The sequence below is a fragment of the Pandoraea sp. genome (assembly GCF_041919235.1).
In the GTDB taxonomy this organism is placed as follows: Bacteria; Pseudomonadota; Gammaproteobacteria; order Burkholderiales; family Burkholderiaceae; genus Pandoraea.
On the sequence record NZ_JAYRUC010000034.1, the window covers coordinates 1 to 23104 of the forward strand.

The 23104-nt window shown below is 62.6% G+C and carries 15 protein-coding genes and 2 pseudogenes; 8 read left to right on the forward strand and 9 right to left on the reverse strand.

Annotated features, from left to right (window positions below; translation table 11 throughout):
* The coding region (locus tag ACE3UG_RS20795; RefSeq protein WP_374627479.1) for an autotransporter domain-containing protein at positions 1–305 on the forward strand (305 nt) is incomplete at its 5' end.
* A 682-nt stretch (positions 306–987) separates the two neighbouring features.
* Here the strand turns inward: ACE3UG_RS20795 and ACE3UG_RS20800 are convergent.
* On the reverse strand, positions 988–1764 hold the full coding sequence (locus tag ACE3UG_RS20800) for a hypothetical protein (RefSeq protein ID WP_374627481.1): 777 nt from the start codon (positions 1762–1764) through the stop codon (positions 988–990).
* A gap of 2103 nt (positions 1765–3867) precedes the next feature.
* On the opposite strand from ACE3UG_RS20800, the pseudogene ACE3UG_RS20805 reads away from it, so the two are divergent.
* Both ACE3UG_RS20805 and ACE3UG_RS20810 read left to right on the forward strand, forming a co-directional pair.
* Positions 3868–4636 (forward strand): annotated as a pseudogene (locus ACE3UG_RS20805) (autotransporter outer membrane beta-barrel domain-containing protein).
* A gap of 1156 nt (positions 4637–5792) precedes the next feature.
* Positions 5793–7268 (forward strand): annotated as a pseudogene (locus ACE3UG_RS20810) (autotransporter outer membrane beta-barrel domain-containing protein).
* A 192-nt stretch (positions 7269–7460) separates the two neighbouring features.
* Here ACE3UG_RS20810 and ACE3UG_RS20815 read toward each other — a convergent pair.
* Complete coding sequence (locus ACE3UG_RS20815; protein WP_374627483.1) at positions 7461–8525, reverse strand: porin; 1065 nt, start codon at positions 8523–8525, stop codon at positions 7461–7463.
* 506 nt (positions 8526–9031) lie between these two features.
* Positions 9032–9961 (reverse strand): LysR family transcriptional regulator, encoded by a 930-nt coding sequence (locus tag ACE3UG_RS20820; RefSeq protein WP_374627485.1) that lies wholly within the window; start codon positions 9959–9961, stop codon positions 9032–9034.
* A gap of 240 nt (positions 9962–10201) precedes the next feature.
* On the opposite strand from ACE3UG_RS20820, the gene ACE3UG_RS20825 reads away from it, so the two are divergent.
* The 5 genes from ACE3UG_RS20825 to ACE3UG_RS20845 all read left to right on the forward strand — a co-directional run bounded on the left by ACE3UG_RS20825 (position 10202) and on the right by ACE3UG_RS20845 (position 17957).
* On the forward strand, positions 10202–11344 hold the full coding sequence (locus ACE3UG_RS20825; RefSeq protein WP_374627532.1) for an NAD(P)-dependent oxidoreductase: 1143 nt from the start codon (positions 10202–10204) through the stop codon (positions 11342–11344).
* A gap of 113 nt (positions 11345–11457) precedes the next feature.
* Positions 11458–12972, forward strand: a complete 1515-nt coding sequence (locus ACE3UG_RS20830; RefSeq protein WP_374627488.1) for an aldehyde dehydrogenase family protein — start codon at positions 11458–11460, stop codon at positions 12970–12972.
* A 425-nt stretch (positions 12973–13397) separates the two neighbouring features.
* The gene (locus ACE3UG_RS20835) at positions 13398–14765 is read left to right on the forward strand and encodes a DUF3100 domain-containing protein (protein ID WP_374627490.1); all 1368 of its coding nucleotides are present in this window, start codon (positions 13398–13400) and stop codon (positions 14763–14765) included.
* A 1549-nt stretch (positions 14766–16314) separates the two neighbouring features.
* Positions 16315–16989, forward strand: a complete 675-nt coding sequence (locus ACE3UG_RS20840) for a TetR/AcrR family transcriptional regulator (protein WP_374627492.1) — start codon at positions 16315–16317, stop codon at positions 16987–16989.
* An 11-nt stretch (positions 16990–17000) separates the two neighbouring features.
* Complete coding sequence (locus ACE3UG_RS20845; protein ID WP_374627494.1) at positions 17001–17957, forward strand: LysR substrate-binding domain-containing protein; 957 nt, start codon at positions 17001–17003, stop codon at positions 17955–17957.
* A gap of 230 nt (positions 17958–18187) precedes the next feature.
* On the opposite strand, the gene ACE3UG_RS20850 is transcribed toward ACE3UG_RS20845, so the two are convergent.
* From ACE3UG_RS20850 to ACE3UG_RS20875, 6 genes are all read right to left on the reverse strand, one after another.
* Positions 18188–18547, reverse strand: coding sequence for a helix-turn-helix domain-containing protein (locus ACE3UG_RS20850; RefSeq protein WP_374627497.1), 360 nt, complete (start codon positions 18545–18547; stop codon positions 18188–18190).
* A 212-nt stretch (positions 18548–18759) separates the two neighbouring features.
* Positions 18760–19470 carry an ABC transporter ATP-binding protein gene (locus ACE3UG_RS20855; RefSeq protein ID WP_374627499.1) on the reverse strand — a complete coding sequence of 237 codons (711 nt, stop codon included), beginning with the start codon at positions 19468–19470 and terminating at the stop codon, positions 18760–18762.
* Positions 19467–20237, reverse strand: a complete 771-nt coding sequence (locus ACE3UG_RS20860; RefSeq protein WP_374627501.1) for an ABC transporter ATP-binding protein — start codon at positions 20235–20237, stop codon at positions 19467–19469. The genes ACE3UG_RS20855 and ACE3UG_RS20860 overlap by 4 nt, the downstream gene beginning before the upstream one ends.
* The gene (locus ACE3UG_RS20865) at positions 20234–21208 is read right to left on the reverse strand and encodes a branched-chain amino acid ABC transporter permease (protein ID WP_374627503.1); all 975 of its coding nucleotides are present in this window, start codon (positions 21206–21208) and stop codon (positions 20234–20236) included. The genes ACE3UG_RS20860 and ACE3UG_RS20865 overlap by 4 nt, the downstream gene beginning before the upstream one ends.
* 8 nt (positions 21209–21216) lie before the next feature.
* Positions 21217–22137, reverse strand: coding sequence for a branched-chain amino acid ABC transporter permease (locus ACE3UG_RS20870; protein WP_374627505.1), 921 nt, complete (start codon positions 22135–22137; stop codon positions 21217–21219).
* Complete coding sequence (locus tag ACE3UG_RS20875; RefSeq protein WP_374627507.1) at positions 22134–23006, reverse strand: alpha/beta hydrolase; 873 nt, start codon at positions 23004–23006, stop codon at positions 22134–22136. The genes ACE3UG_RS20870 and ACE3UG_RS20875 overlap by 4 nt, the downstream gene beginning before the upstream one ends.
* Positions 23007–23104: the final 98 nt, after the last annotated feature.

Genomic DNA, 23104 nt, shown 5'->3' on the forward strand with positions numbered 1-23104 from the left:
TGGTTGGCGTGCGTCTGTGGAGCGAAGTGGCGAGCGTTGCGGGCGGCAAGGTGGCCCCGTCGCTGCGCCTGTCGTACGAGCACGAGTTCGGCAACACGCAGAGCAGCCTGACGAACGCGATCTACGGCGCATCGCAAGGCTTCACGGTGAAGGGTCCGAAGCTGGGCCGCGATCTCCTCACGGCGGACCTGGGCGTGGATATGCAGTTCAAGAAGCAACTGGAAGTGCGTGTTGGCGGCAACGTCAGCGTGCGTAAGGGCGAAAGCGCGCTGGGTGGCGGTATCTCGGCGAAGTATCGCTTCTGAGCATAAGTGAGCGTAAGTGAGTGTAAGCGCTGACGTCGGACAGGGAATGAACGTTTAGACGTCTGCGCTGTGTAGGGAAGTAACCCGTCGTGCCTGAAAGGGCGCGACGGGTTTTTTGCTTTCTGCGGTGTGGAGACGTGCATAGGGATCGCGCGGTGCTGCCTGAAATCGGTCTGAGGCGGCGGGCGCAGAGGAGAAAAATGACGTTGGGAAATAACTCTCTTGTATCGATTGTCCGTTGTTTGCGTACATCGCTATGCAATCAATTGGGATATGTATTCGGTTGTTTGTGAATTTATTGGGATTTAACTTGGATTTGATTGGAATTTTTTAAATACTTTTCCCAAATAGCATTCTGATTCATATCGTGGGTGAAGTACCAAAACCGATGGTTTTTGGCGCGATTTCGATAGTTCCAATTTTAAACTTCGTGGGTCTTGACGCAGGTCGCTGTGTCGTTTCTGAAGCGTGATGAAGTTATTCATCATTTTCACGAATTTAATTTATGGATTTTCGAATGCAAAAGAACCATCCGAAGTCGAGCGCCCTGCGCCAGACAAAAATTTGCATGGCCGTAGCGGCCGTGGTGACGGCAGCAGCGCTGCCTGGGTATGCCGTGGCAGATATGGATACGCCCGCCCCTGAGCAATGGGTTTCGGCGAAAGCAGATCGGGATAGTGAGTTAACTAAACTGATTAAAAAAATTGAGGATGCGCCCGCCGAACTTGCAGCAAAACAAGCTGATTACGAACGCCAGCAAGAATTCTCTGTCATCGCGAAATCGGTCGTTGATGCGCTCAACGTGAATGGTGATTCGGAAACGCTTCAGGCGCTTGGCGAGAAGGTTCTGGAAATTGCTGGGAAGATCAGCGAAATCGAGGGGCAAGATCACGGCAGTGTCACACGCCCGGATTGGGAAGAAAAACACTTGCAGCGACTCACCAAGCTTAAGGAAGCTGCAGAAAAGATCAATGCGGAAGCCAAGCTTGAGGGTGCAGATTCCGATCGACAGGCACTTGATGCGCTCGTGGAAGCCTCCACTGTCAATGCCGCAGTTGCCACTGCGAAGAATGACCTTCGCGATGCCCAGGCGATTCTGGATAACCTGAATCTGCTGAAACACAAGGCTGCCACTTGGGAGCGCGTTGAGAGCGACGCCCATGTCACGCAACTCGGTACCACGTTCCTGCTCGACGCCAACGCGAGCGATGCAGTCAAGCAAGGCGACGCGCTGACGTGGGCCGACGCAAATCTGAAGACCTTCGCGAACGAAGACGCCGCTGGCGATGGGCAGGCAAAGATCGCCAATGGCGCGACGATCGAGTTCGGGACCTTCTCGGGGACCGTATCCGACGCGATATCGGGTGCCGAGAGCAAGGAACGCGAAGTCGGTACGCTTCGAGTGCTTGAGGATGTCGATCACGAAATCAAGGTCGCCGATGGCAAGTTGAGTGTTCATCAAGGCATCGAAGGAAACGGCACGCTCAAGGTTCGCGTCGGTTCGAAGGGTCAATTGAATTTCGTGGCCAAGGGCGACGGCATTTCCAGCGACCTGAAGGAAGTCGTGCTGTCGGCGGGAAGCGATGTCACCAATGTTGAGCGAGGTACGCTCGCAGAAGGCGCGGCGGGCACCATCACGTTCGGCGGCAACACAAGCGCAGGTAAAGCCAAGATCGAGCTGTCGCACGACGCCCGCCTGAAGTTCGAGAAGGATTCGAAGGCAGGGGCAAGCAACATCGTTGTCAATGGCACCGCCCACGCGGAGTTCGTCGAAGCCGACGCACAGAATGCCGTCATCGATAACAAATCGCGACTTTCGTTCGACACGTCCTTGGTTACCAATGCGCAGATCACCAACGGCGGCGAGCTCATCGTGACCGCTTCGGATCTGGGTGCCGCGACGCTGACTAACGCGGCGGCCGGCGAGGTCACCATCGACGGCAAGATCGTCGACATTCCCGTCGTTGCCGTTGTGCCCGTCGCTGGCGGGGACGAAGATGCTTCGGCTTCCGAGACGGAAGACAAGCCCGCGAAGGAGATGGTGAAATCGGTCGGTGGCACGGCCAACGTGACCAACAGCGGCACGCTGACGGCCAAGAACATGGATCTTCAGAACATGACGCTGAAGAACGCGGCCGGTGGCAAGGCCACGATCTCGGTGTCCGAAGGTGGCAAGGCTGTTGTGGAGAACGCCAGCAACGCGACGCTGAGCTTCGCCGATGTACAGCTTCAGGCAATGCGCCTGACGAATTCGGGCGCGCTCACCTTGTCTGGCAACACCACGGCCAACCAAGCGACGATCGTCATGGCGGACGGCGTTCTGGATATCGCCCAGGTTGCCGACAAGGACGAAGCGAAGTCCCTCCAGATCGGTTCGCTGACCGGTACGGGCGGTGCGATCTACACCGGCGATACGACGCTCGTGCTCGGCGAATTGAATGGCGACGATAGCTTCGCCGGTACGATTTCGCATGGTGCGCCGCTCCCGAAGGACGACGATAAAGAGATCGTCCCTGCGGGCGAGCCGGAAGTAAATGACGCGCAAGCTGAAGATGCTCCGCGCATGGCGTCGGATGTCGTGCAAGAGGTGAAGGCCCCGCGTAGTTCGACCTTGGTGAAGGTCGGTACCGGCAACCTGACGCTGTCGGGTGACCAACGTGGCGTTTCGAGCCTGAGCGTTGAAGCGGGTACGTTGACGGCGGCGCATGCCAATGCGCTGGGTTCGGGTACCGTGAGTGTCGCGAGCGCGGGTACGGTTGCGTTGAACGCCGATGTTGCCGGTGTGACGACCCTCTCGAACGCCGGTACGCTCGATCTGAGCACGAACAAGCTGGCCGTGGGCAAATACGAGTCGAGCGAGGGTGCGAAGATCAACTCGCGCGTTGCCAAACAGGGCGACGATCTGGCCTTCGGTGCGATTCAAGTTTCGGAAGACAGCGATTTCCGCACCACGAAGATCGCAGTCGCGGTCGATGAGGGTATTGAAGTCGATGACCTGCTCAAGCAGAAAGTCACAGTCGTCGACGCACAGGACGATGCCGAAGTGCAGGTCGGCGAGATCGAGTTCGGCAGCATTTCCACGGACGTCGATGTCGACAGCGGTACGGACGGTGATACCGACGGTGGTATCGATGGCGGTACTGATGGTGGCACTGGCGGCCAGGTGACGATCACCGAGGCGAACGTTGTGAAGTTCCTGTCTGCGGACGGCGGTTACACGGCCAACGAGCAAGCGGTGCTGGCGTCGGTGGACGGTGTGACGGTTGGCGATCTGGCCTCGGGCAAGATCGGCGGCAAGGTGCTCTCGGCGATGGCGCTGCAAACGGCGGGCACGGAAGAGCAACGTCGCTCGGCGCGTCTGCTCTCGGGTGAGTCGCTGGTGAACAACGCCACGGCCGCGCAAGCAGCGGCCACGTCGTTCCAGCGCGGCATGCAAACGCGCATGATCGCCGGCGGCACGATGTTCGACGACAAGACGGCCAACGGCGCGATGTCGGCCGATCATGGCATGGCGGGTTGGGCGTCGTTCAAGGGCGGCAACGCGAGCCAGCGCGGCGACGGCATGTCGTTCGACGTGAAGGGCCTCGATGGGGCGATCGGTGTGGACAAGCGTGTGGGTCAGAACACGCTGGTGGGTGCTTCGGTGGGCCTGGGCAACCAGGAGTCGAAGGCCAAGGGCATGCCGGGCGAGTCGAAGGTCAACAGCGTGAGCGTGGGCCTGTACGGATCGCACCTGAGCGGCACGAACTGGTTCGTGAACGGCGGTGTTTCGTACACGAATCACAGCGTGAAGACGGATCGCACGGTGGCTGCGCGTAACGCGTCGGCACGGGTGACGGGCAAGACGAACGGTCAGACGTTCGGCATGTTCGGCGAAGTGGGCAAGCGCTTCGAGGTGTCGGGCGTGAACATCGATCCGTCGGTGGGCGTGCGTGTGGCATCGACGCGCCTGAACGGGTTCGACGAGACGAACCGCGATGGCCAGGGCAACGACGGCCTGAAGGTGGGTTCGCAGTCGCAGACGTCGACGCGCGGTGTGGTTGGCGTGCGAAGTGGCGAGCGTTGCGGGCGGCAAGGTGGCCCCGTCGCTGCGCCTGTCGTACGAGCACGAGTTCGGCAACACGCAGAGCAGCCTGACGAACGCGATCTACGGCGCGCCGCAAGGCTTTGCGGTGAAGGGCCCGACGCTGGGCCGCGACATCTTCACGGCGGATCTGGGTGTGGACATGCAGATCAAGAAGCAACTGGAAGTGCGTATTGGCGGCAACGTCAGCGTGCGCAAGGGCGAAAGCGCGCTGGGTGGTGGTATCTCGGCGAAGTATCGCTTCTAAAGGAGTCGGCAAGACGCTTTCCTCGCAAGGGGAAAGCGCGGATCGCCTCCCAAGGGATCCGGGTGGCGCAGCGCACGGTCGTACGCGATGCGCCACAAGCTTCATACCCGTGGGTCGAAACCCCCGTTACTTATCGGTAACGGGGGTTTTTTGCATTTGGCTACGTTCATTTAAAGATGTGATGAAACAAGTGAAAGCGCAATCCAATCGGATTGCCGATCAATGTGCGTCGCGTGACAGACGTCGCTCAGTTCAACGCGTACTTTGCGTCGCGAAAGATGCCTGGCCGTGTTCGGTCATTTGAGGTGCTAAGACCTCGTTATATCGATTGATGGTGGTGGTTTTCATCTGCAAGTCGTCAGTCTGTGGGTGATTTCACTACGTTTCCCATGGGATTTGTCCCAAGGGAGGTGTTTTTGGTGAGTAAATTCCCAATGCCCAGCCTCAAAGACCGTTAATACGTTAATCACGTCCTAAGATTCGTGTCACTCATCGAATGCAACGCAACTTGCGGATTGGCGTTCGGTACTTGCCAATCACGAATTAAAGAGGGACGCAGATCATGAAAACGAATCGTATCGACACAGCAGCACAGACGTATCAAGACGTGACGACGGACGCATTGGCGCTCCGACTGCGTCGCACCGCGATGGCGGGTGCTGCTGCGCTGGCGTTGACGGGCGGTATGGCGGCGCCCATCGCCGCGGCCGCAGAGGTCGTGGAAGAAGTGAACGTCGAGGAAAAGAAGCGATCGCGCTTTGCCGACGTCGCGCGACGCTTTGTAACGCCGGACTTCGTCGACTCGCGCAAGCATCGCGAAACGGCGCATCGCTTGCTCGAAGAGCAGGGCGAGCGCGTGGCGCAGGCGCACCGGGACGTCACCACGCAGGAGACTCGCGTGGACGCCGCCGCACAGGGATTGACCGAGGTCCAGAAAGGACTGTCCTGGTACGAGCGAAACATCAAATCGCCGCAAAGGCTCTTCGACGCACAGAATGAAAAAAGTGGGGCGGAAAGCGCTTTGACATCTGCACAGGAACGTCTTGTGGACGAAACCAGCGCGAAGAAGGAACGTTCGGTAGACGTCGCCAAGGCAACGCTTCGTGAGGCACTGGCTTACACGAAGCAAAAGGAGACGGCGCAACGCCGAGCCGCGATGGTTGAAATTCTGAAGACGGACGTTTCCGTAGCACGCGACGCTGACGAGACGAATGATGAGAACGTCCCGAAGGTGATCGATCGGACAGAGACGATCGGGACGGAGACCGACCTGGACGACAACACCACGGGCGAAGGTAACGTGCCGGAGATCGGCGAGCAAACGGAAACGATCGTGACGGACACCGACCTGGACGACAACACCACGGGCGACGATAACGTGCCGGAGACCGGCAAGCAAACGGAATCGGGCGACGAAGACACGAATGCAGGCGATACGGGCACCGGCGGTGCCGACGAGGCGGGCAAGGAGTCGGAAACGTCGAAGCTAGAGGATGACACGCCGGAATCGGGCAAGGACGATACCGATACCGATGCTGGTACCGATACGGATGCTGGTGCCGAAGCCGAAGCCGAAGCCGAAGCCGAAGTCGATGCGATCGAAGCGTCGTCGGCTGAGGACATCCTGGCACAGCAGCAGGTCGACCGTGCCGCGCAGGCCATGGCCTCCGGCGTCGTGCTGACGCAGATGGCAAATGCCGCGCAACAGAACGCCGACCTCTTCCGCAAGGGCATGCAAGACCGTCTGTCCGGCGACGATGCGTTCATGCAGCCGACCGACATCGCCTCGACGGCGAGCGGCATCTCCACCTGGGCGCAAGCCATGGGCGGTCAGACGACTGGCCAGGCACGCGGCGACGCGGCAGGCTTTTCGATTCGCGGCGCCGGTATGGTCGCAGGGATCGACGCCAAGAAGAACAACACCCGCGTGGGTGTCGCGGTAGGCTACGCCAATGCGAGCGTCGACGCGAACGGCGAGAACAACCAGAACGCCTCGTCGAAGGTCAGTACGTATAGCGTCGGCCTGTATGGCGCGCACGAAGTCGATGGCTGGTTCGCGCACGGTGGCGTTTCGTATAGCGCACACAGCATCAAGAGCCAGCGCGCCGTCAAACTCGGTGGCGAGATCTACGGGTTGAGCGGCAAGACGAGCGCCACGACCATTGGCGGCTTCGCGGAGTTCGGCAAGCACATCGTCACGCGGGCCGTCAACATCGATCCGAGCCTCACGATCAAGGTGTCGAACACCTCGGTCAAGGGCTTTACCGAAAATGGCGACGCAGGCCTCAAGGTCGACGGCAGCCAATTCAACTCGGCACGCGTGGGCATTGGCGCACGTCTGTAGAAGGAGTTCGGCGACGAATCGCGCAGCATCACGCCGTCGCTGCGCATCGCTTACGAGCGTGAGCTCGCGCATGCAGCGCCGTCGATGGACGTCGCACTCGCCAACGCTGCGAACGCCGGCACCATGACCGTCACGGGCAACAAGCTCGGCCGCGATATCGTGAGCGCGGAAGCGGGCATCGACGTGAAGTTCGGCAAGAAGCTCTCGCTTCGCGGCGGCGTGAACGGCAGCGTGCGTCAAGGTCAAACGCAAGCCGGCGTGGCCGGCTCGCTCAAGTACGTCTGGTAATCCAGGTGTGAGAGGTGCCGGCTTGCCCGGCGCCAACTTCGCGAGGCAGTAGCAGTACCCGTAGTAGTAGTAGTAGCAGTAGTAGTAGCAGTCGCAGTAGCAGTAGCAGTAACAACGGCAAAAGCAGTCATGGAAAAGCCGTCCGGCATCGCGCCGGACGGCTTTTTTACGTCTTGCGCTTACGTCGCGTCGTCAGAACGAATGCGACACCCCGACATAAGCACCCGTCTGGCTTTTCCCCGCCGGCGGGTTGTCGAGCGAGTCGCTCGGAATGGCTGCCACCGAGAAGCTCTGGTTGGCGCTGTTCTTCACGAACGCGACGGTGCCATAAAAGAACGTGCGCTTCGAGAGGTTGTACGTCGTGCCCAGTTCGAACATCGTGGCGTTGCCGAATCCGCCCGGCACGTTCACGTGATACACGCCCGCACTCGCCGCCCAGACTGGCGTCGCTTGATACTTCACGCCGGCCCAGTAATGATCGGCGCGCGTGGCGAAGTCGGGCGCCGGGGCGTCCGGTGCGGACATATGCGTGTAGCCCAGCGAAATCGTGAAGCGGTTCAGGAACAGGTTCGCCCCGGCGAAGTACTCGCGCGAGGTGGAGAAGATGTCGGTGAAGCGTCCATTGGCGTCGCGAATTTCGTCGTACAAGGCGCGCAACTGGAACCGGTCGTGCGTGTACGTCAATTGCGCCCCCATGCCGCGACCGTTGTTGAACTGTCCGGCAATGTTGGAGAACGCATACTGGCCCGCGACATCGAAGCCGTACCAGTTCGGGCTCTGGTAATTGACCGTGTTGCTCGCTTGCGGCCAGTTACGCCCGCGCACAAGCGACGCCGACGAGAAGGCCTGCTGCTGGAACGGGTCGAAATCCCAGACGCCGTTGCTGATGAACAGGTTTCTCCCGATCGTCAACTGCCCCCACGAACGGGAGTTGAAACCGACCAGCGCGCGCCGGTCGAAGATCGAGCCCGCGCCATTGTTGTTGAAGCCGTTCATCAACTGGAAGCCGCCTTCCAGATTGAACACGGCATGCAAGCCCTGACCGAGATCTTCATAGCCTCGCAGACCGAACAGGCTCGTGCCGTAGTCGCCGCCTTGTGCGCTCCAGCGTGACACCGTGCCGCCGTTCCCGTCCTGCAAATGGTTCATGAACTGAAAGCCGCCGTCCAATCGGCCATAGAGTTGCACACTCGATTGCGCGTGCGCGAACGTGCCGATGCTGCAAAGCAGGCTCGCCGCGATAAGCTTCTTTTTCATGGTCTGCTCCCCAGGTTGCGTTTTGCCCCGCACCTTTTTGCGTGGTTATGTCCGTCGTCGTCGCAAAGCGCTCGCGCGAAGACGATACGAGATGTCGCCGGAAAAACCTGAAAATTCGTTACGAGTGACGAGAAATCGGGATGCAGGTACGCCTGGGCAACGGGCGCCGCATAAGGGAGTGCGGGCGGTTGCAAGTGATGCCGTCACGCTCTGGTTGTCAGAGATCGTTGTCATGGCAGTCCACTGGCGCAGGGGCGGCGGCGTGGCGCAAGCGCAAGCTCGCGCGCGGCCGTTCGACCGGGGTCGGCGGGCGAGGTGGCCGCGCCGCATCACATGGCTTGTACTGCGACGCAATGCGCAACCGTCGCCCGGATGGGTTCTTTTATATCCGAATTCCCTCGCCCGCGAAATCGGGGAATGGCTTAGTCGCCCGATTGTTGCGTCTCAGCAACCGAAACCGTGCAATGCGGCGAGGAATGGGCATCGGGTGCCTTCAGTCAGTCGTTTCAATCCGGTGCGCCGAAGGCTTCCATCTTGCCCGCCAGATGGGTCAGCAGGCGGTTGGCCGCGCCGGACAGCCGGCGGCCCGCGCGGGTAACGAGATGTGCCTCGGCGCTGTTGAGGATCGGATGGTCGACTGGCAGCGCGCGCAGCAAGCCGGCCTCGATCTCCTGCGACACGGCAAACGCGGGCAGGAATGTGGCGCCCAGTCCGGCACGCACGAAATGCTTGAGCACCGAAATCGAGTTCGTCGTGACCGCCGCCGTGAGCCGATACTTCTCTGACTGCTCGGCCAGCGCCATCAATTGGCGCGTGCCGTATGCGCCGTGCATGAGCGCGAGCGGCACGTCGTAGAGTGCGTCGAGCTTGAGCGCCCCTGCGGCGTTCCATCGCTCGACGAGTGCCGAGTCAGGCGCGACGATGGCGTGCACCGGCTGGCGCATCTGCGCGCGCGACACGATCTTGGGCTCGGCCGGCGGGTTGTAGACCAGCCCGATATCCGCATCGTCTTCGGCCACGAGACGCATGACCTCATTGGTCCCCGCCAGATCAAGCGTTAGCGTGATGTCCGGATAGCGCTTGCAGAAGGACTGCAACGGCGCGCCCATCAGATCGCTGACGAACCCCTCGCCAACCGCCAGTCGAATATGCCCACGCCGTAATCCGCGGACTTCTTGCAACTTGGCGAGCAAGTCCTCCTGGTGCGCGCGCTGCTCGCGGTAATACTCCATGAGCAGCCGGCCGGCCTGCGTGAGGTGGACGCCGCGTTTGTGGCGCTCGATGAGCGGCAGCGCCAGTTCGGCCTCCAGCAGGGCGATCTGGCGGCTGACGGCCGAGGGGGCGATGTCGAGTCGGTCGGCGGCGGCGCGCACGGTGCCGCATTGGACGGCGGCGAACAGGTACGCCAGGCGGCTTTCATTGATGGCAGGGGTCATACCCTAAAGACTAATTTTTAGTACAAAAATCTTCAAGCGTTGTCATTGAGCGTCGTTTTTTTTCAATCCACACTGCGAAACATGCGGATCGGCCCCGTGGCTGGGCAACGAACCCAGGCGAGGCCCGGCAACGGCGGTCCGATTTCGCACCGGATTCAACCTGACGCTTCAGGCGAGATTGGGCTTGCGCAGCGACCGTCCCCCGGCGACTTCTGCTTCGGGCGGTATCTCGGTCGCTTTATGGCGCGCGAAGCGGGCGTATCACGTATCGCGTATCGCGTATCGCTCGTCGCGCTTCACCGCGAAGACGCCCGGGCCGGCGCCGCGCGCCTCACGCAGGCGGGTCTCGGGTCTCGGGTCTCGGGTCTCGGGTCTCGATACGCAGGGCATCGTCGATTTCCGCCCGGCATTCACAAGCGTCGGCCGGTGCGTCCGGCTGACGAAGCAACGCGGCGTCGCACACTGGGGCGGCGTCATTCCTGCAGTCAATCTGGAGTCAACATGAAAATCATCGGAGTGGTCGGACTGGGCAACATGGGAAGCGGCATGGCGCTGTCGTTGCAGCGCGGCGGTTTCACGGTGCTCGGTTTCGACCCGTCGCCGGCGGCGGGCGCCGCCCTGGCCGACGCGGGCATCGGTCTGCGGGCTTCGGTCGCCGAACTCGCCCGCGAAGCCGACGCACTCGTGCTGTCGCTGCCGACGTCGCAGATCGTGGAGGCCGTGGTGAATGGCGCCGAGGGTATCGCCGCGAACGGTCGCGACGGGCTGATCGTCATCGACACGTCGACGGCCGATCCGGAAAGCACACGCGCGCTGGCCGCCGTGCTGCGCGGCAAGGGCATTGCGCTGGTCGACGCCCCGGTCTCCGGCGGCCCGAAAGGTGCCCTGAACGGCGCTCTGACGATGGTGCTGGGCGGCTCGGCGCAGGACATTGCGCGCGTCGAACCGGTGCTTGCCGCCCTGTCGGCCAAGCGCGTGCATATCGGCGACGTGGGCGCAGGCCATGTGACCAAGCTCATCAACAATCTGATGTGCGCGGCGCACCTCGTTGTGGCGGGCGAAGCGATGCGTCTGGCCGAGGCCGCCGGTGTGGCGCCCGAGCAGGTGCTCGAGGGCCTGAACGCCGGCTCGGGACGCAGTGGCGTGACGCAGACGAACTACCCGACGTGGATCCTCAACGACGCGTTCGACTCCGGCTTCACGATGAAGCTCATGCGCAAGGACGTGCGTCTGGCGATGGCGCTCGCCGCGCAAACGGGCGTGCTCGCCACGGGGCCGCTCTCGGCGGAGGTCGGTCGTCTGTGGGCCGCGAGCGCTGCAACGGTGGGCGATGACGAGGACTTCAATCGCATCGTGCAGTTCATCGAGCCGGGCCGGGCGTAATTGGCGCTCATGGTCGATTTCCACCGCAAGCGTTGCGCAGTCGCGTTCTGCTTTCTTTTATCGATTTGACAATACGATGCGCGCCGTTACGGCGCGTCGCACGGAGTTTTTTCATGGCAGACCCACAAGCCGCCGCGTTGCTCGGCGCATTTGCAAAGTTCTTCCCCAACGCCACCACGATCGGATCGTTCGTGAATGGTGAGCTGATCGAAGGCACGGGGGAGACGAGCATCGATATTGTGAACCCGGCCACCGGGCAGACGGTATCGACTTACCGCGATGCCGGTGCTGCCGTCGTGGCGCAAGCGGCCGACGCCGCCCAGGTCGCGCAGAAAACCTGGTGGGCGCTCACGCACGCGGCGCGCGGCCGGGTGATGCAGGCCGTCGGCAGCAAGATCCGCGAAAACGCCGAAGCGCTGGCGCAGCTCGAATCGATCGGCGCAGGCAAGCCGATCCGAGACTGCCGTGGCGAAGTCGGCAAGGTCGCAGAGATGTTCGAGTACTACGCGGGCTGGACGGACAAGTTTTTTGGCGACGTAATCCCCGTGCCGGGCACGCACCTGAATTACACGCGCCGCGAGGCGATGGGCGTGGTGTTGCAGATCACGCCGTGGAACGCACCGGTCTTTACCTGCGGCTGGCAACTCGCACCGGCCATCGCCATGGGCAATGGCGTGCTGCTCAAGCCGTCGGAACTCACGCCGGCCAGCTCGCTCGCGGTCGCCGCGCTCGCCGAACAGGCGGGCGTGCCAAGGGGTCTCATCAACGTGCTCGCCGGCTTTGGTCATACCACCGGCCAGGCGGCGATCTCGCATCCGGCCGTCAGGAAGGTCGTGTTCGTCGGCTCGCCGGCCACCGGCAGCAAGATCGCCACGGCCGCCGCGCAGCGCCTGCTGCCGAGCGTGCTGGAGCTGGGCGGAAAGTCCGCCAATATTGTGTTCGACGATGCCGACCTGAAGCGTGCCTGCCTGGGTGCCCAGGCCGCCATCTTCTCGAGCGCAGGGCAGAGTTGTGTGGCGGGTTCGCGTCTGCTGGTGCAGCGCGGCGTCTATGACGAGATGGTCGATATGCTCGCGCGCGGCGCGCAGAAGATCCGGATGGGCGACCCGCTCGACGACACCACCGAAGTCGGCCCGATCTGCAACCGCACCCAATATCAACATGTGATGAACATGATCGATGCGGGGGTCGAGGGCGGCGCGCGCCTGGCCGCCGGTTCGCAGCAACGCAGCGACGGCGGCTTCTTCGTGCGACCGACCGTGCTGGCGGACGCGAACAATGCGATGGGCGTGGCGCGTACCGAAATCTTCGGTCCGGTCGTCGTCGCGATTCCGTTCGACACGGAAGACGAGGCACTGGCGATCGCCAATGACAGCGAATTCGGTCTGGCGGGCGCGGTGTGGACGCAGGACGTCGCGCGTGCGCACCGCGTGGCGGCGCAGGTCAATGCCGGTACGTTCTGGATCAACGGCTACAAGACGATCAATGTCGCGTCGCCCTTCGGCGGTTACCACCACAGCGGCTACGGCCGCTCCAGCGGCGTGGAAGCGTTGTACGAGTACACGCAGACGAAGAGCGTGTGGGTCGAGACGGCGGCCAATCCGGCCACGCCGTTCGGCTACGTCTGATCTGACGCTACGGAGCGCCAACGGCGATGAGCGGCACCACGCGGCATCAGGCGGCACCGAGCGGGCATGGGCTGTCAGCAGGCGTTCAGTGGTCGGAGGCGCGCCTTAAGTGAGTGAAAAAATGGGCCGGGCGCCGGTCGTGAGACGGTGTGCGGCTCAAGGTCGTTTCAGCCGGCGAGACTCGGGCCGGAACGGCCATTTTGGCCGCGTATAATGCCGCCCTCGGGTGGCTCGGCGTGGCACGGCTGTTGCTGTCACCGAGGCATGCCAACATGGCGCGCAGTGAGGCGCCATGCGGAAGTCCGCCGGTCTGCGGATCGGGCGGACGGCGCGCCGAACTTCCTTAACCACCGACATGTTCGCGCTTGTTCCGGGTCACCGGACGGCACCGGACCGGTTCAATAGCAAGCGCAGTGGAGACCCAGATGGCAGTCATGGAACAAAACGCGGCCAAGCCGCAAGGCGGCGCCTTCAGCGATGGCGTACGCCTGTATGTTTGGGCGATCGTGATTCTTGTGATCGCGGAGTTGATCGGGGCGATCAGCATCAACGCCGGTCACGGCAAGATCGTGCTGTTGCCGATGGTCTGGGCGTTGCTGCTCGGCGCGGCGTTGGGCCTGTCACAGGCGCGTCTGCCGCGCTTTGCGCAGATCGACCTGTCGATGCAGCACAAGGCTTCTGCCATTCTGCAACCGGCGTTGCTGCTGTTCGTAGCCAAGCTGGGGCTGCTCGTGGGTGGCTCGCTGCCCAAGCTGATGGCGGCCGGCTGGGCGCTCGTGTTCCAGGAATTCGGCCACTTCGTGGGCACGATCATCCTGGGGCTGCCGGTTGCGCTGATGCTCGGCATCAAGCGCGAAGCCATTGGCGCGACCTTCTCGGTCGGCCGTGAGCCGAGTCTCGCCATCATCGGCGAAAAGTACGGCTTCGATTCGCCCGAAGGCCGTGGTGTGCTCGCCGAGTACCTGACGGGCACGGTCTTCGGCGCCGTCTTCATTTCGCTGTTCGCTGGCTTCATCGCCAGCCTGAACCTGTTCCACCCGCATTCGCTCGCGATGGGCGCCGGGGTGGGTTCAGGTTCGATGATGGCCGCCGCCGCCGGGGCGATCGCCGCGCAGCAAACGCCCGAAGTCGCCAAGGAAGTCGCCACGTTCGCGGCAGCATCGAACCTGATCACGACGACCATCGGCACGTACTTCACGCTGTTCATCTCGCTGCCGCTCGCCGTGTGGGGCTACCGCGTGATGGAGCCGGTGCTGGGCCGCATGACCCGCCGCGGCCGTGCCAACGCCGAGGCGGCTGCCGTCGCCGACGCCGACGCCGCCAAGGAACTGAAAGAAGCCAGCACGGCGCATACCGTGGACATGAACTTCGGCGCACGCCTGTTCGCCTGGATTTTTTCGGGTGCGTTGGCGCTCGTTGGCAACAGTATCGCCTTCAAGACGCCGTTCCTCGATGGCGTGCCGGGCATGCTCATCATCATCGGCGCCGTGATCGTCGGCGAAGCGCTGTATTTCGTCACGCGTCGCAAGGTGCCGGCGGTGTGCTGGGTGTCGCTCGTTGCGATGTTCCTGACGTCGTCGGCCTGCCCGTTTGCACCGATCGTCGAGCAGTTCACCGGCAAGATCAACTTCCTCGCCCTGGTCACGCCGATGCTGACCTACGCTGGCCTGTCGGTCGCCAAGGACGTGCCTGCTTTCCGCCGCCTTGGCTGGCGTATTGTGGTCGTGTCGTTCCTTGCGAACGCCGGTACGTTCCTCGGTGCTGCGTTCATCGCCGAGTTCTTCCACGTCTAAGTCGTACCTGGTGCGCGCGGCGTTGACACGCCGTGCGCGGGACGCAATAACGAATACGCCACGGCATGCCGTGGCGTATTTTTTTGCGCTATCGGAACAGACAGCACTCAATGAGCACTCAATGCGCGGTCTCGGATCCTGGCGTAGGCGCGCGAACACCATCGCCGGGGTAAGGTTCCCGATAAACCGGAGGCGGCGGAGGCGGATAGGGGCGACCCTGTGCGTCGGACGAGTACGGCCGACCGTACTGGTCGGTCGGCGGGTACGGACGCCCGTATGCGTCAGTGGCCGGTGACGGAGGCGCCGCATAGGGACTGCACGGCGAGCCCGCCGCATAAGGGGGTGGGCCGCACCTGGGGTCATACGTTGGATTCGTCGCTTCGTTACCCCGATACGGCAAGCGGGGCTGCGGTGGTGGTTCATAGGCACATCCCGCCAGGGACAGCAGTGCAGCCGCCAGACCGGTCGAGGCGACCGCCTTGGCAATGCGTACCTTCGAGACATGCTCCGACGTGCTGGTTACACGGTTTGTTCCCATCTTGACCTCCTCGCGAGCGCGGTATGCGTCCCGGTTTTCGGCATCATGGATTGATATGAGTTAGACGCAAACTGCGGTGATTAGGTTGCCCGTTGTTGTAAGACTTTGTAATGTCCCTGGGCGTGACGCCTGAAAAGGGGGCGGAGTGTGTACTGCCGGTGCTCTCATCAGGTAGATTTATGCAACGGAGTCCGAATTAATTTGGAGATGCAAGGGCATCGGAGGTGAAGCTCAGGCTTACCTCACGCTTAACTCGGGCTTTATCTCGGGCTTATCTCGGGCTTATCTCGTGCGTATAGCGACGTAGAGAGGTAGAGAGGTAGAGAGGTAGAGAGGTAGCGAGGAAGCGAGGAAGCGAGGAAGCGAGGAAGCGAGGAAGCGAGGAAGCGAGGAAGCGAGGTAGCGAGGTAGCGAGGTAGCGAGGTAGCGAGGTAGCGAGGTAGCGAGGTAGCGAGGTAGCGAGGTCGCGAGGTCGCGACGTCTATCGTGTCGCGGCATATGCCGTGTGTTCGTCGATCCGGCGGCGGCGCGCTGCGCCGCCTCATGTCGGCACCTTGGCTGCCACGCGTCAGGGGGCGCATTCGTTGGCGTTGCCGTTCGCGTATTCCTAGGTATTCATAGGCGTATTCGATCTCGTATTCATAAGCGTATTCGATCCCGTATATGACGTCGTCTATGAAGTTGACGCCCTATCGTATGCAAAAAGCATGACATCGAAATTGTTCGAATTTGAAGTATCTGACGCACGGTCAGGCGGGACGTGATTCATTCATGCGTCGCCCGCGTGCGTGAAATGTGCGATTAGGCGGCGCATTACGCGATGTCTGTCATCGCAATCCACGCCGAATGCGTTGAACTATCGGGAAAGTCCGGGGGAGTGTTTGCGCTTAGTTTTCGCCGCAAGCTGCGTTTGCGCTGGCATACTGTGCCCGCTAACGTCCGGGATCGACAGCTGCGGACGTAACGAAAGAAATCGATTGGGGTGCTCGGCCAATCCGCGCAGGCTTACTCATGCCACAAGTCAAGAAAGAAGACATTCGTCTGGCCATCCTGGACGCTTCGCACGCCCTGTTTCTCGAGAAGGGCTACGTCGACACGACGATGGTGCAGATCGCCAAGCGTGCGGGTATTTCGCACGCGAACATCTACAGCTACTTCACTGCGAAGTTGCAAGTCTTCTTTTGCGTCTATGAGGCATGGTTCAAGGCGCGCATGGCAGCGCTCGAGGCGGACGTCATGGCAGCACACGGCGCCCACGCACGCATGCGCACGTTGCTCGGCGGCGTGCTCATACAGATACCAAGACTCGACAACGGCTTTTCGCATAATCTGGTGCAGGCACTGGCCACCGTCCGCCCGGGGGATCCGTACGATTCGTCGCTGCTGCAATGGTTTCGCGAACACCTGTCGGGCATGCTGTCCGCGTGTGCACCGAGTCTTGCGCAGGACGGTGTGCGACGTGCCCGCCTCGTGGATGTGCTCGTGCTGACCTTCGATGGCTGCCTCGTCAACCACCATGTGAATCCGGCGTCGCTGCCGGATGCCGCCATGCTCGAAGAGTTCGTCGCCGCTTTCCTGTCGGGGGAACCGACGGAGTCAGCGGCAGTGGCGCCGGTGGCGCAAGGGGCGCAAGGGGCGCAGGCGGCGACGCCGGTCGTGCCTTCCGGCTCTGCCGCTGCGGCCTGAACAGGACGCCGATGCGCTCGCTGCCCTGGACCGCCCTCAATCTCGGACGCAAGCTCAAATTTCACCAGCTTCAGGTGTTCGATCGCGTGCTCGAGACCGGCTCGCTCGTGCGCGCCGCCAACGAAACCGGGCTCACACAACCCGCAGTGAGCAAGATCGTGCACGAGTTGGAGGCCTGCTTCGAAGGACCGCTCTTCGTGCGCAGCAATCGCGGCATGCAGCCGACCGAGCTGGGCGAGTTGCTCGGTCATCGCGTGAAATCGCTGATGGCGGAGCTGCGCTATCTGACCGACGAAGTGAACGCATTCAGCGCTGGCACCAGCGGACACGTCATCGTCGGTACGCTCATCTCGGCCTCGGCCGATCTGTTGCCTCGCACCATTGCCATGCTCAAGTCGCGCACGCCGGGCGTGCTCATCACGGTGCGAGAAGCCACCACGGCGCAGCTCTTCCCGGCGCTCGCGAGCGGCGATCTGGATATTGTCGTGGGACGCTTGCCCGAGCGGACCTTGCCGGTCGCGAATGCTTACGCGCTGACCCACGAAATTCTATTCAACGAATCGCTCAGCGTGGTCGGTGGTACGCGTCACTGGACCCAGGTGCCGGAGCGCGTCCCGCTCGCGCAGTTGCGTGAGGGCGCATGGATTCTGCCGGTACGGGAGTCGCCGTCGCGGCTTGCCGCCGAGCGGCTTTTTCACGATGCGGGTTTAGCGTTGCCCGAGGACATCGTCGAGTCGCTCTCGGTGCTCACCAACATCGGGTTGATGCTCGAGACGCCTCGTGTCGCGCTGATGCCGAGGGCCGCAGCCGCGCCGTTCGTCGCGTCGGGATTGCTGCGCGTGCTGGCCGACACCATGCCGGGCAGCTTTGGCGACGTGGGATATTCGCTACGCGCCGACAAGCCACCCAGCCCGGCCTGCGAGCGGTTCGTCGCCTGCCTTCGCGAGGCGTGCGGGCTCAAGCCGTAGCGCATTCATGTTCAAGTCGGAAGACAAAGCAGGGCGGCATACCGACGCATCGGTGTGCCGCCCTCGGTCGTGGGCCCGCGCATGTGCCGGTCCATGGGCCTGTCGTCGAGCGAACCTCCATCGGCGAGAATGACTCCGGTGAAGCGGTGAAGCGGTGAAGCGGTGAAGCAGTGAAGCGGTGACGGTGAAACGCGTTGAAGCCAGCGAATCGCCGAAACCGCGTACGCGCTTCAGAGGCGCGCGAGCGACGAGACGAGCCCCGGATTCTGTTGCACGAGCCGAATCAGACAGGCGGCCTGCGCGTTCGGGCGCGCCCGGCCTTGCTCCCAGTTCTCCAGCGTGCGCGGATTGGTACGCAAGTAGTGGGCAAATACGTTGCGCGACATGCCGAGATGCTTGCGCAGCGCCAACAACTCGTCGGGAAACACTTCCAGTTTGGGAAGTGGTGTGCGCGGCAGTTCCTTGATGTTGAGTGGAAGGTCCGCAGGAAGGCCGTTCTTGACGTGTGCCTGTTCGGCGCTCGGCGGGGCGCCGGTGTCCTGAGAGAGCAGCCAGCGGAAGGGATTCGAAGGCGTATTGGAGTAAGCCATAGTCCTACCCGGGTGTCGGTGATGAGTGAGGGAATAGTTACGCTTGCGAAGTCAATCAAGCGGAACTGATTGCACCACAGAGTTCTGCTGGGTGCTTTCACAAATCACTCCGGATCTTCGCGTCTGATACCTATTGAGTACTACGCACCCCATGGCGATGAGGTGCCGCAAAGTGTACGCAACAAGGTGATGTACGCAGTGTTGTGTCGGCTTCAAACGCCCAAATACGCCTGCAATTCCGGCAGGTCTCTACGCAGGCTCGGCGAGTCGCCCTGCCAAGCCACACGGCCTTTGTCGACGATATAGTGACGATCGCCAAGCGCCAGCATCGGTGCGAGATTCTTGTCGATGCAAAGGATCGACAGACCGCTGCCTTTAAGTTGCTTCAGGCATTGCCAGATTTCACCGCGAATGAGCGGTGCCAGACCTTCCGTCGCTTCATCAAGAATGAGTAATTTCGGATTTGTCATTAGCGCGCGACCAATCGCGAGCATCTGTTGTTCGCCGCCGGACAGATTGCTGCCGAGATTTTTCTCACGTTCGCGCAGACGCGGGAACAGGGCATAGATACGCGTCAGCGTCCATGGCGCGCTCGCGCCATGGCGATTGCTCGCTGTGGCGACGAGGTTTTCGCGCACGGTGAGGGTCGGGAAAATCTGGCGTCCCTCCGGCACGAGTCCCATGCCCGCGCGTGCGATGCGGTACGACGGGCTGGCCTGCACCGGCTGTCCGTCGAACACGATCTCGCCGCGCGCCGGGCGCATGAGGCCGGTCATCGACTTGACGGTGGTCGACTTGCCCATGCCGTTGCGCCCGAGCAGGGTGACGAACGCTCCGCGCTCGACTTCCAGGTGCATGCCGAACAGCGCCTGGCTCGCGCCGTAGTACGCCTCGACACCGGACAAAGACAACAAGGGGCTCATGCCGTTGCTCCCAACATTTCGTTACGGGTTTCGTCCCCGAGATAGGCTTCGCGCACGCCTGCGTCGCTGCGGATGGAGGGTGCGTCGCCGCAGGCGATGGCGCGTCCGTAGACGAGCACGGTGATGCGGTCGGCCAGGGCGAAGACGGCGTCCATGTCGTGCTCGACGAGCACGATCGCGTAATGCCCCTTGAGGTCGGCGAGCAAGTGCGTCATCTGTTCGGACTCGGCCTGCGACATGCCGGCCATCGGTTCGTCGAGCAGCAGCAGTTTCGGGCGGCCCGCGAGCGCCATCGCCAATTCCAACTGCCGGTGTTCGCCGTGGGCGAGGGCGCTGGCGGGCACGTTCATGCGGGCGGCCAGTCCGGTGCGTGCCAGGATCTCGCGCGCCGGTTCCACGAGCGCCGCGTCGCGCATGGCCGGCCGCCAGAAGCCGAAACTGTGCCCCTGCATCGCCTGCACGGCCACGAGCACATTTTCCAGCGCAGTGAACTCGCGAAAAACCGAGGTGATCTGGTACGAGCGCGTGAGTCCCGCGCGGGCGCGCAGCTCGATCGGCATGGCCGTGATCTCGCGACCGTCGAAGTGAATGCTGCCTTCGTCGGCGCGCAGCTCGCCCGCGAGTTGGCCGATGAGCGTGCTTTTGCCCGCGCCGTTCGGGCCGATGATGGCGTGCAGCTCACCCGGCGCGACGTCGAGGCAGAAGTGATCGGTGGCAATCAGTCCGCCATAGCGTTTGACCAGTTGGTCGACTCGAAGCAGGCTCATACCTTGCCCTCCACGGTGCGTGCGCGACGCGAGAGTCTGACCTGCAGGTCGCCCAGCAGGCCATACAGGCCACGCCGCGAGACGAGCACGGCGATGACGATGAGCGGCCCGAAGATAATCATCCAGTGCTCCGTCATGCCCTTGAGCCACTCCTCGATCAGCAGCATGGCGGCGCTGCCGAGCACGGGGCCGAAGAACGATCCCAGGCCACCGAGCACCACCATCACGATCAGTTCGCCCGACGCCGTCCAGGCCATGTACGCGGGCGAGACGAAGTGCGTGAGATTGGCGTAGAGCATGCCGGCCACGCCGCAGGTCATGGCGCTGATGATGTAGGCCACGAGCTTGTAACGCAGTGTCGGGTAGCCCAGCGCACGCATGCGGCGGTCGTTCTGCCGCGCCCCGCGAATGACCATGCCGAAGCGCGCATCGACCAGCCGGCGGCCCGCCCACACGCACAGGCACAGCACGGCGAACGACACGTAGTACAGGGTGGCGGGGTCGTCGAGCGTCACGCTGCCGAAGCGGCTGCCGGCGGAGACCGGCAGTCCGTCGTCGCCGCCGTACTGCCTCAGACCCACGGCCAGGAAGTAGAACATCTGCGCGAACGCCAGCGTAATCATGATGAACGCGATGCCGGTCGTGCGCAGCGAGAGCAGGCCGGTGACGGCGCCGACGATGGCGCACAGCAGCAGCGTCACCGCGAGGTGGACGAAGCCGTTGTCCACGCCGTGAAAGCTGAGAATGCCGACGACATAGGCGCCCAGCCCCAGATACAACGCGTGGCCGAAACTCACCATGCCGCCGTAGCCGAGAATCAGATCGAGCGAGACGGCCGCGATGGCGAACACCACGATGCGCCCGAACAGGGTGAGATAGAACGGTTGCTGGGCAAACGTTGCGTAAAGCGGCACCAGCGCCAGTGCGGCGAGCAACAGCAACGGCACGGCGGTGCGAAGATTCAGTTTCATTTCCATCGTCAACCGTGTTTGACCGGGAAGAGACCTTGCGGACGCACGGCAAGCACCGCGGCCATGACAAGGTAGATGAGCATCGAGGCGAGTGCCGGGCCGGCGGTGTCGGCGGTGCTGCGCTCCATGAGACTGCGCAGCAGCGAGGGCAGCAGCGTGCGTCCCACGGTATCGACCACGCCGACGATCAGCGCGGCGAGAAATGCACCGCGCACCGAGCCGATGCCGCCGATCACGATCACGACCATCGTCAGAATCAGGATCGGCTCGCCCATGCCTGGCTGCACCGACAGAATCGGCCCGGCCATGAGTCCGGCAATGCCAGCGAGAATCGCGCCGAGACCGAACAACAGCGAGTTGAGCAGCACGATGTTCACGCCCAGCGCGCCCACCATCTGGCGGTGCGTCGACCCCGCGCGAATCAGCATGCCGATGCGCGTGCGGTGAATCAACACATAGCAGCCCAGCGCTACCGCGAGTCCCACCACGATGATGAGAAAGCGATATGCCGGATATGCCAGGCCGAACAGGTTCACCGTGCCGGAGAGCCAGTCGGGCACCTCCATGTAATACGGCGAGGGTCCCCAGATCATGCGCGCCAGCTCGTTGAAGAACAGAATCAGGCCGAAGGTGGCCAGCACCTGATCGAGGTGATCGCGATCGTAGAGCGTCTTGAGCGCGACGAATTCGACGATCAGGCCGATCAGCAACATGGCGGGGATGATCGCGATCGCGGCGAGCGCGAACGATCCGGTGTGGTTGTACACGGTGGCGGCGATGAAGGCCCCCATCATGTATAGCGAGCCGTGCGCGAGGTTGACGAAGTTCATGATGCCGAACACCAGCGTGAGGCCGGCGGCCATCAGGAACAGCAGCACCCCGAGTTGCAGGCCGTTCAGGCACTGCATGACGAAGAGCGTCAGGCTCATGTCGCCTCCCGGGGTAGCCCCATCTGGCGGAAGATGGCTTGCGTGAGTGGACTGGCGGCGTTGTTGAGCGTGAGCACGATATCGAAGTGATTGGTGCCGGGCATCGGCACGTACTCGCCTGGGAAGCCCTTGTGGCGCCAGGCGGCGAGATAGTCGTCGCTCTGACGCTTGAACTCCGCCGTCTCGGTCTCGCCGTACGACACCACGATCGGGCAGCCAAGTGCGGGCAGACGGAAGCAGGGGCTGTTGCGATGCGCATCGTCGGCCGACAGCTTCATCCATTCGTTGATGTGCGTGAACGGGATCGGCGTGAGGTCGAACAGGCCGGAGAGCGGCGCGGCGCCTGCGATCACGTTCTCCGGAACACCGTAATCGGCGTGCCAACCCTGCGCGAGCAGCATGCCGGCGAGGTGGCCGCCGGCCGAGCTGCCGCACACGTGAATGCGGCGGGGGTCGCCATGATGCTCACCAATGTGGCGATACACCCAGGCCAGCGCGCGGCGCGTCTGGTCGACGATGGTGTCGAGCGAGGCGCCGGGTGCGAGGGAATAGTCGATGGTGACGACCGTAGCGCCCGCGCGCGTGAAGGCGGGTGCCATGTTGCTCGAATCGCGCTTGCTCAGCGCGCGCCAGTATCCGCCATGAACGAAGAAGAACACCGGTGCGCCGGGGGTGGGCGCCGGAAAGATGTCGAGTGTTTCGTCGGGGTGGTCGCCGTAGGCGACGTCGAGCACGCAGGGCGTGGTCGCACGGGCGTGCGCGCTCTCGGTCGCGTACTGCGTCAGGATGTCGAGAACATTGGGCGTCGTGGCGCGAGCGTTGTACTGAATGTCCAGCTCGGCGTCGTTGAAATTGCGGTAGCGCGTCATAAACCCTCAAGAATGCTCAGGTACAGCTCACGTCGTGCCGAGGCGGTGTCGCTGGCGGGATCACACCCTTCGCGCCCTTTGTGCCCCTCGTGCCCTTC

What these genes read in the sequence shown, in the direction of transcription:
- ACE3UG_RS20800 (WP_374627481.1), bottom strand. Translation starts at nt 1,764, where the DNA reads ATGAACACTCAACTTGCCATCGGCGACCTTGATTTCGTGATCGACATC.
- ACE3UG_RS20815 (WP_374627483.1), bottom strand. Translation starts at nt 8,525, where the DNA reads ATGAAAAAGAAGCTTATCGCGGCGAGCCTGCTTTGCAGCATCGGCACG.
- ACE3UG_RS20820 (WP_374627485.1), bottom strand. Translation starts at nt 9,961, where the DNA reads ATGACCCCTGCCATCAATGAAAGCCGCCTGGCGTACCTGTTCGCCGCC.
- ACE3UG_RS20825 (WP_374627532.1), top strand. Translation starts at nt 10,202, where the DNA reads ATGGCGCGCGAAGCGGGCGTATCACGTATCGCGTATCGCGTATCGCTC.
- ACE3UG_RS20830 (WP_374627488.1), top strand. Translation starts at nt 11,458, where the DNA reads ATGGCAGACCCACAAGCCGCCGCGTTGCTCGGCGCATTTGCAAAGTTC.
- ACE3UG_RS20835 (WP_374627490.1), top strand. Translation starts at nt 13,398, where the DNA reads ATGGCAGTCATGGAACAAAACGCGGCCAAGCCGCAAGGCGGCGCCTTC.
- ACE3UG_RS20840 (WP_374627492.1), top strand. Translation starts at nt 16,315, where the DNA reads ATGCCACAAGTCAAGAAAGAAGACATTCGTCTGGCCATCCTGGACGCT.
- ACE3UG_RS20845 (WP_374627494.1), top strand. Translation starts at nt 17,001, where the DNA reads ATGCGCTCGCTGCCCTGGACCGCCCTCAATCTCGGACGCAAGCTCAAA.
- ACE3UG_RS20850 (WP_374627497.1), bottom strand. Translation starts at nt 18,547, where the DNA reads ATGGCTTACTCCAATACGCCTTCGAATCCCTTCCGCTGGCTGCTCTCT.
- ACE3UG_RS20855 (WP_374627499.1), bottom strand. Translation starts at nt 19,470, where the DNA reads ATGAGCCCCTTGTTGTCTTTGTCCGGTGTCGAGGCGTACTACGGCGCG.
- ACE3UG_RS20860 (WP_374627501.1), bottom strand. Translation starts at nt 20,237, where the DNA reads ATGAGCCTGCTTCGAGTCGACCAACTGGTCAAACGCTATGGCGGACTG.
- ACE3UG_RS20865 (WP_374627503.1), bottom strand. Translation starts at nt 21,208, where the DNA reads ATGAAACTGAATCTTCGCACCGCCGTGCCGTTGCTGTTGCTCGCCGCA.
- ACE3UG_RS20870 (WP_374627505.1), bottom strand. Translation starts at nt 22,137, where the DNA reads ATGAGCCTGACGCTCTTCGTCATGCAGTGCCTGAACGGCCTGCAACTC.
- ACE3UG_RS20875 (WP_374627507.1), bottom strand. Translation starts at nt 23,006, where the DNA reads ATGACGCGCTACCGCAATTTCAACGACGCCGAGCTGGACATTCAGTAC.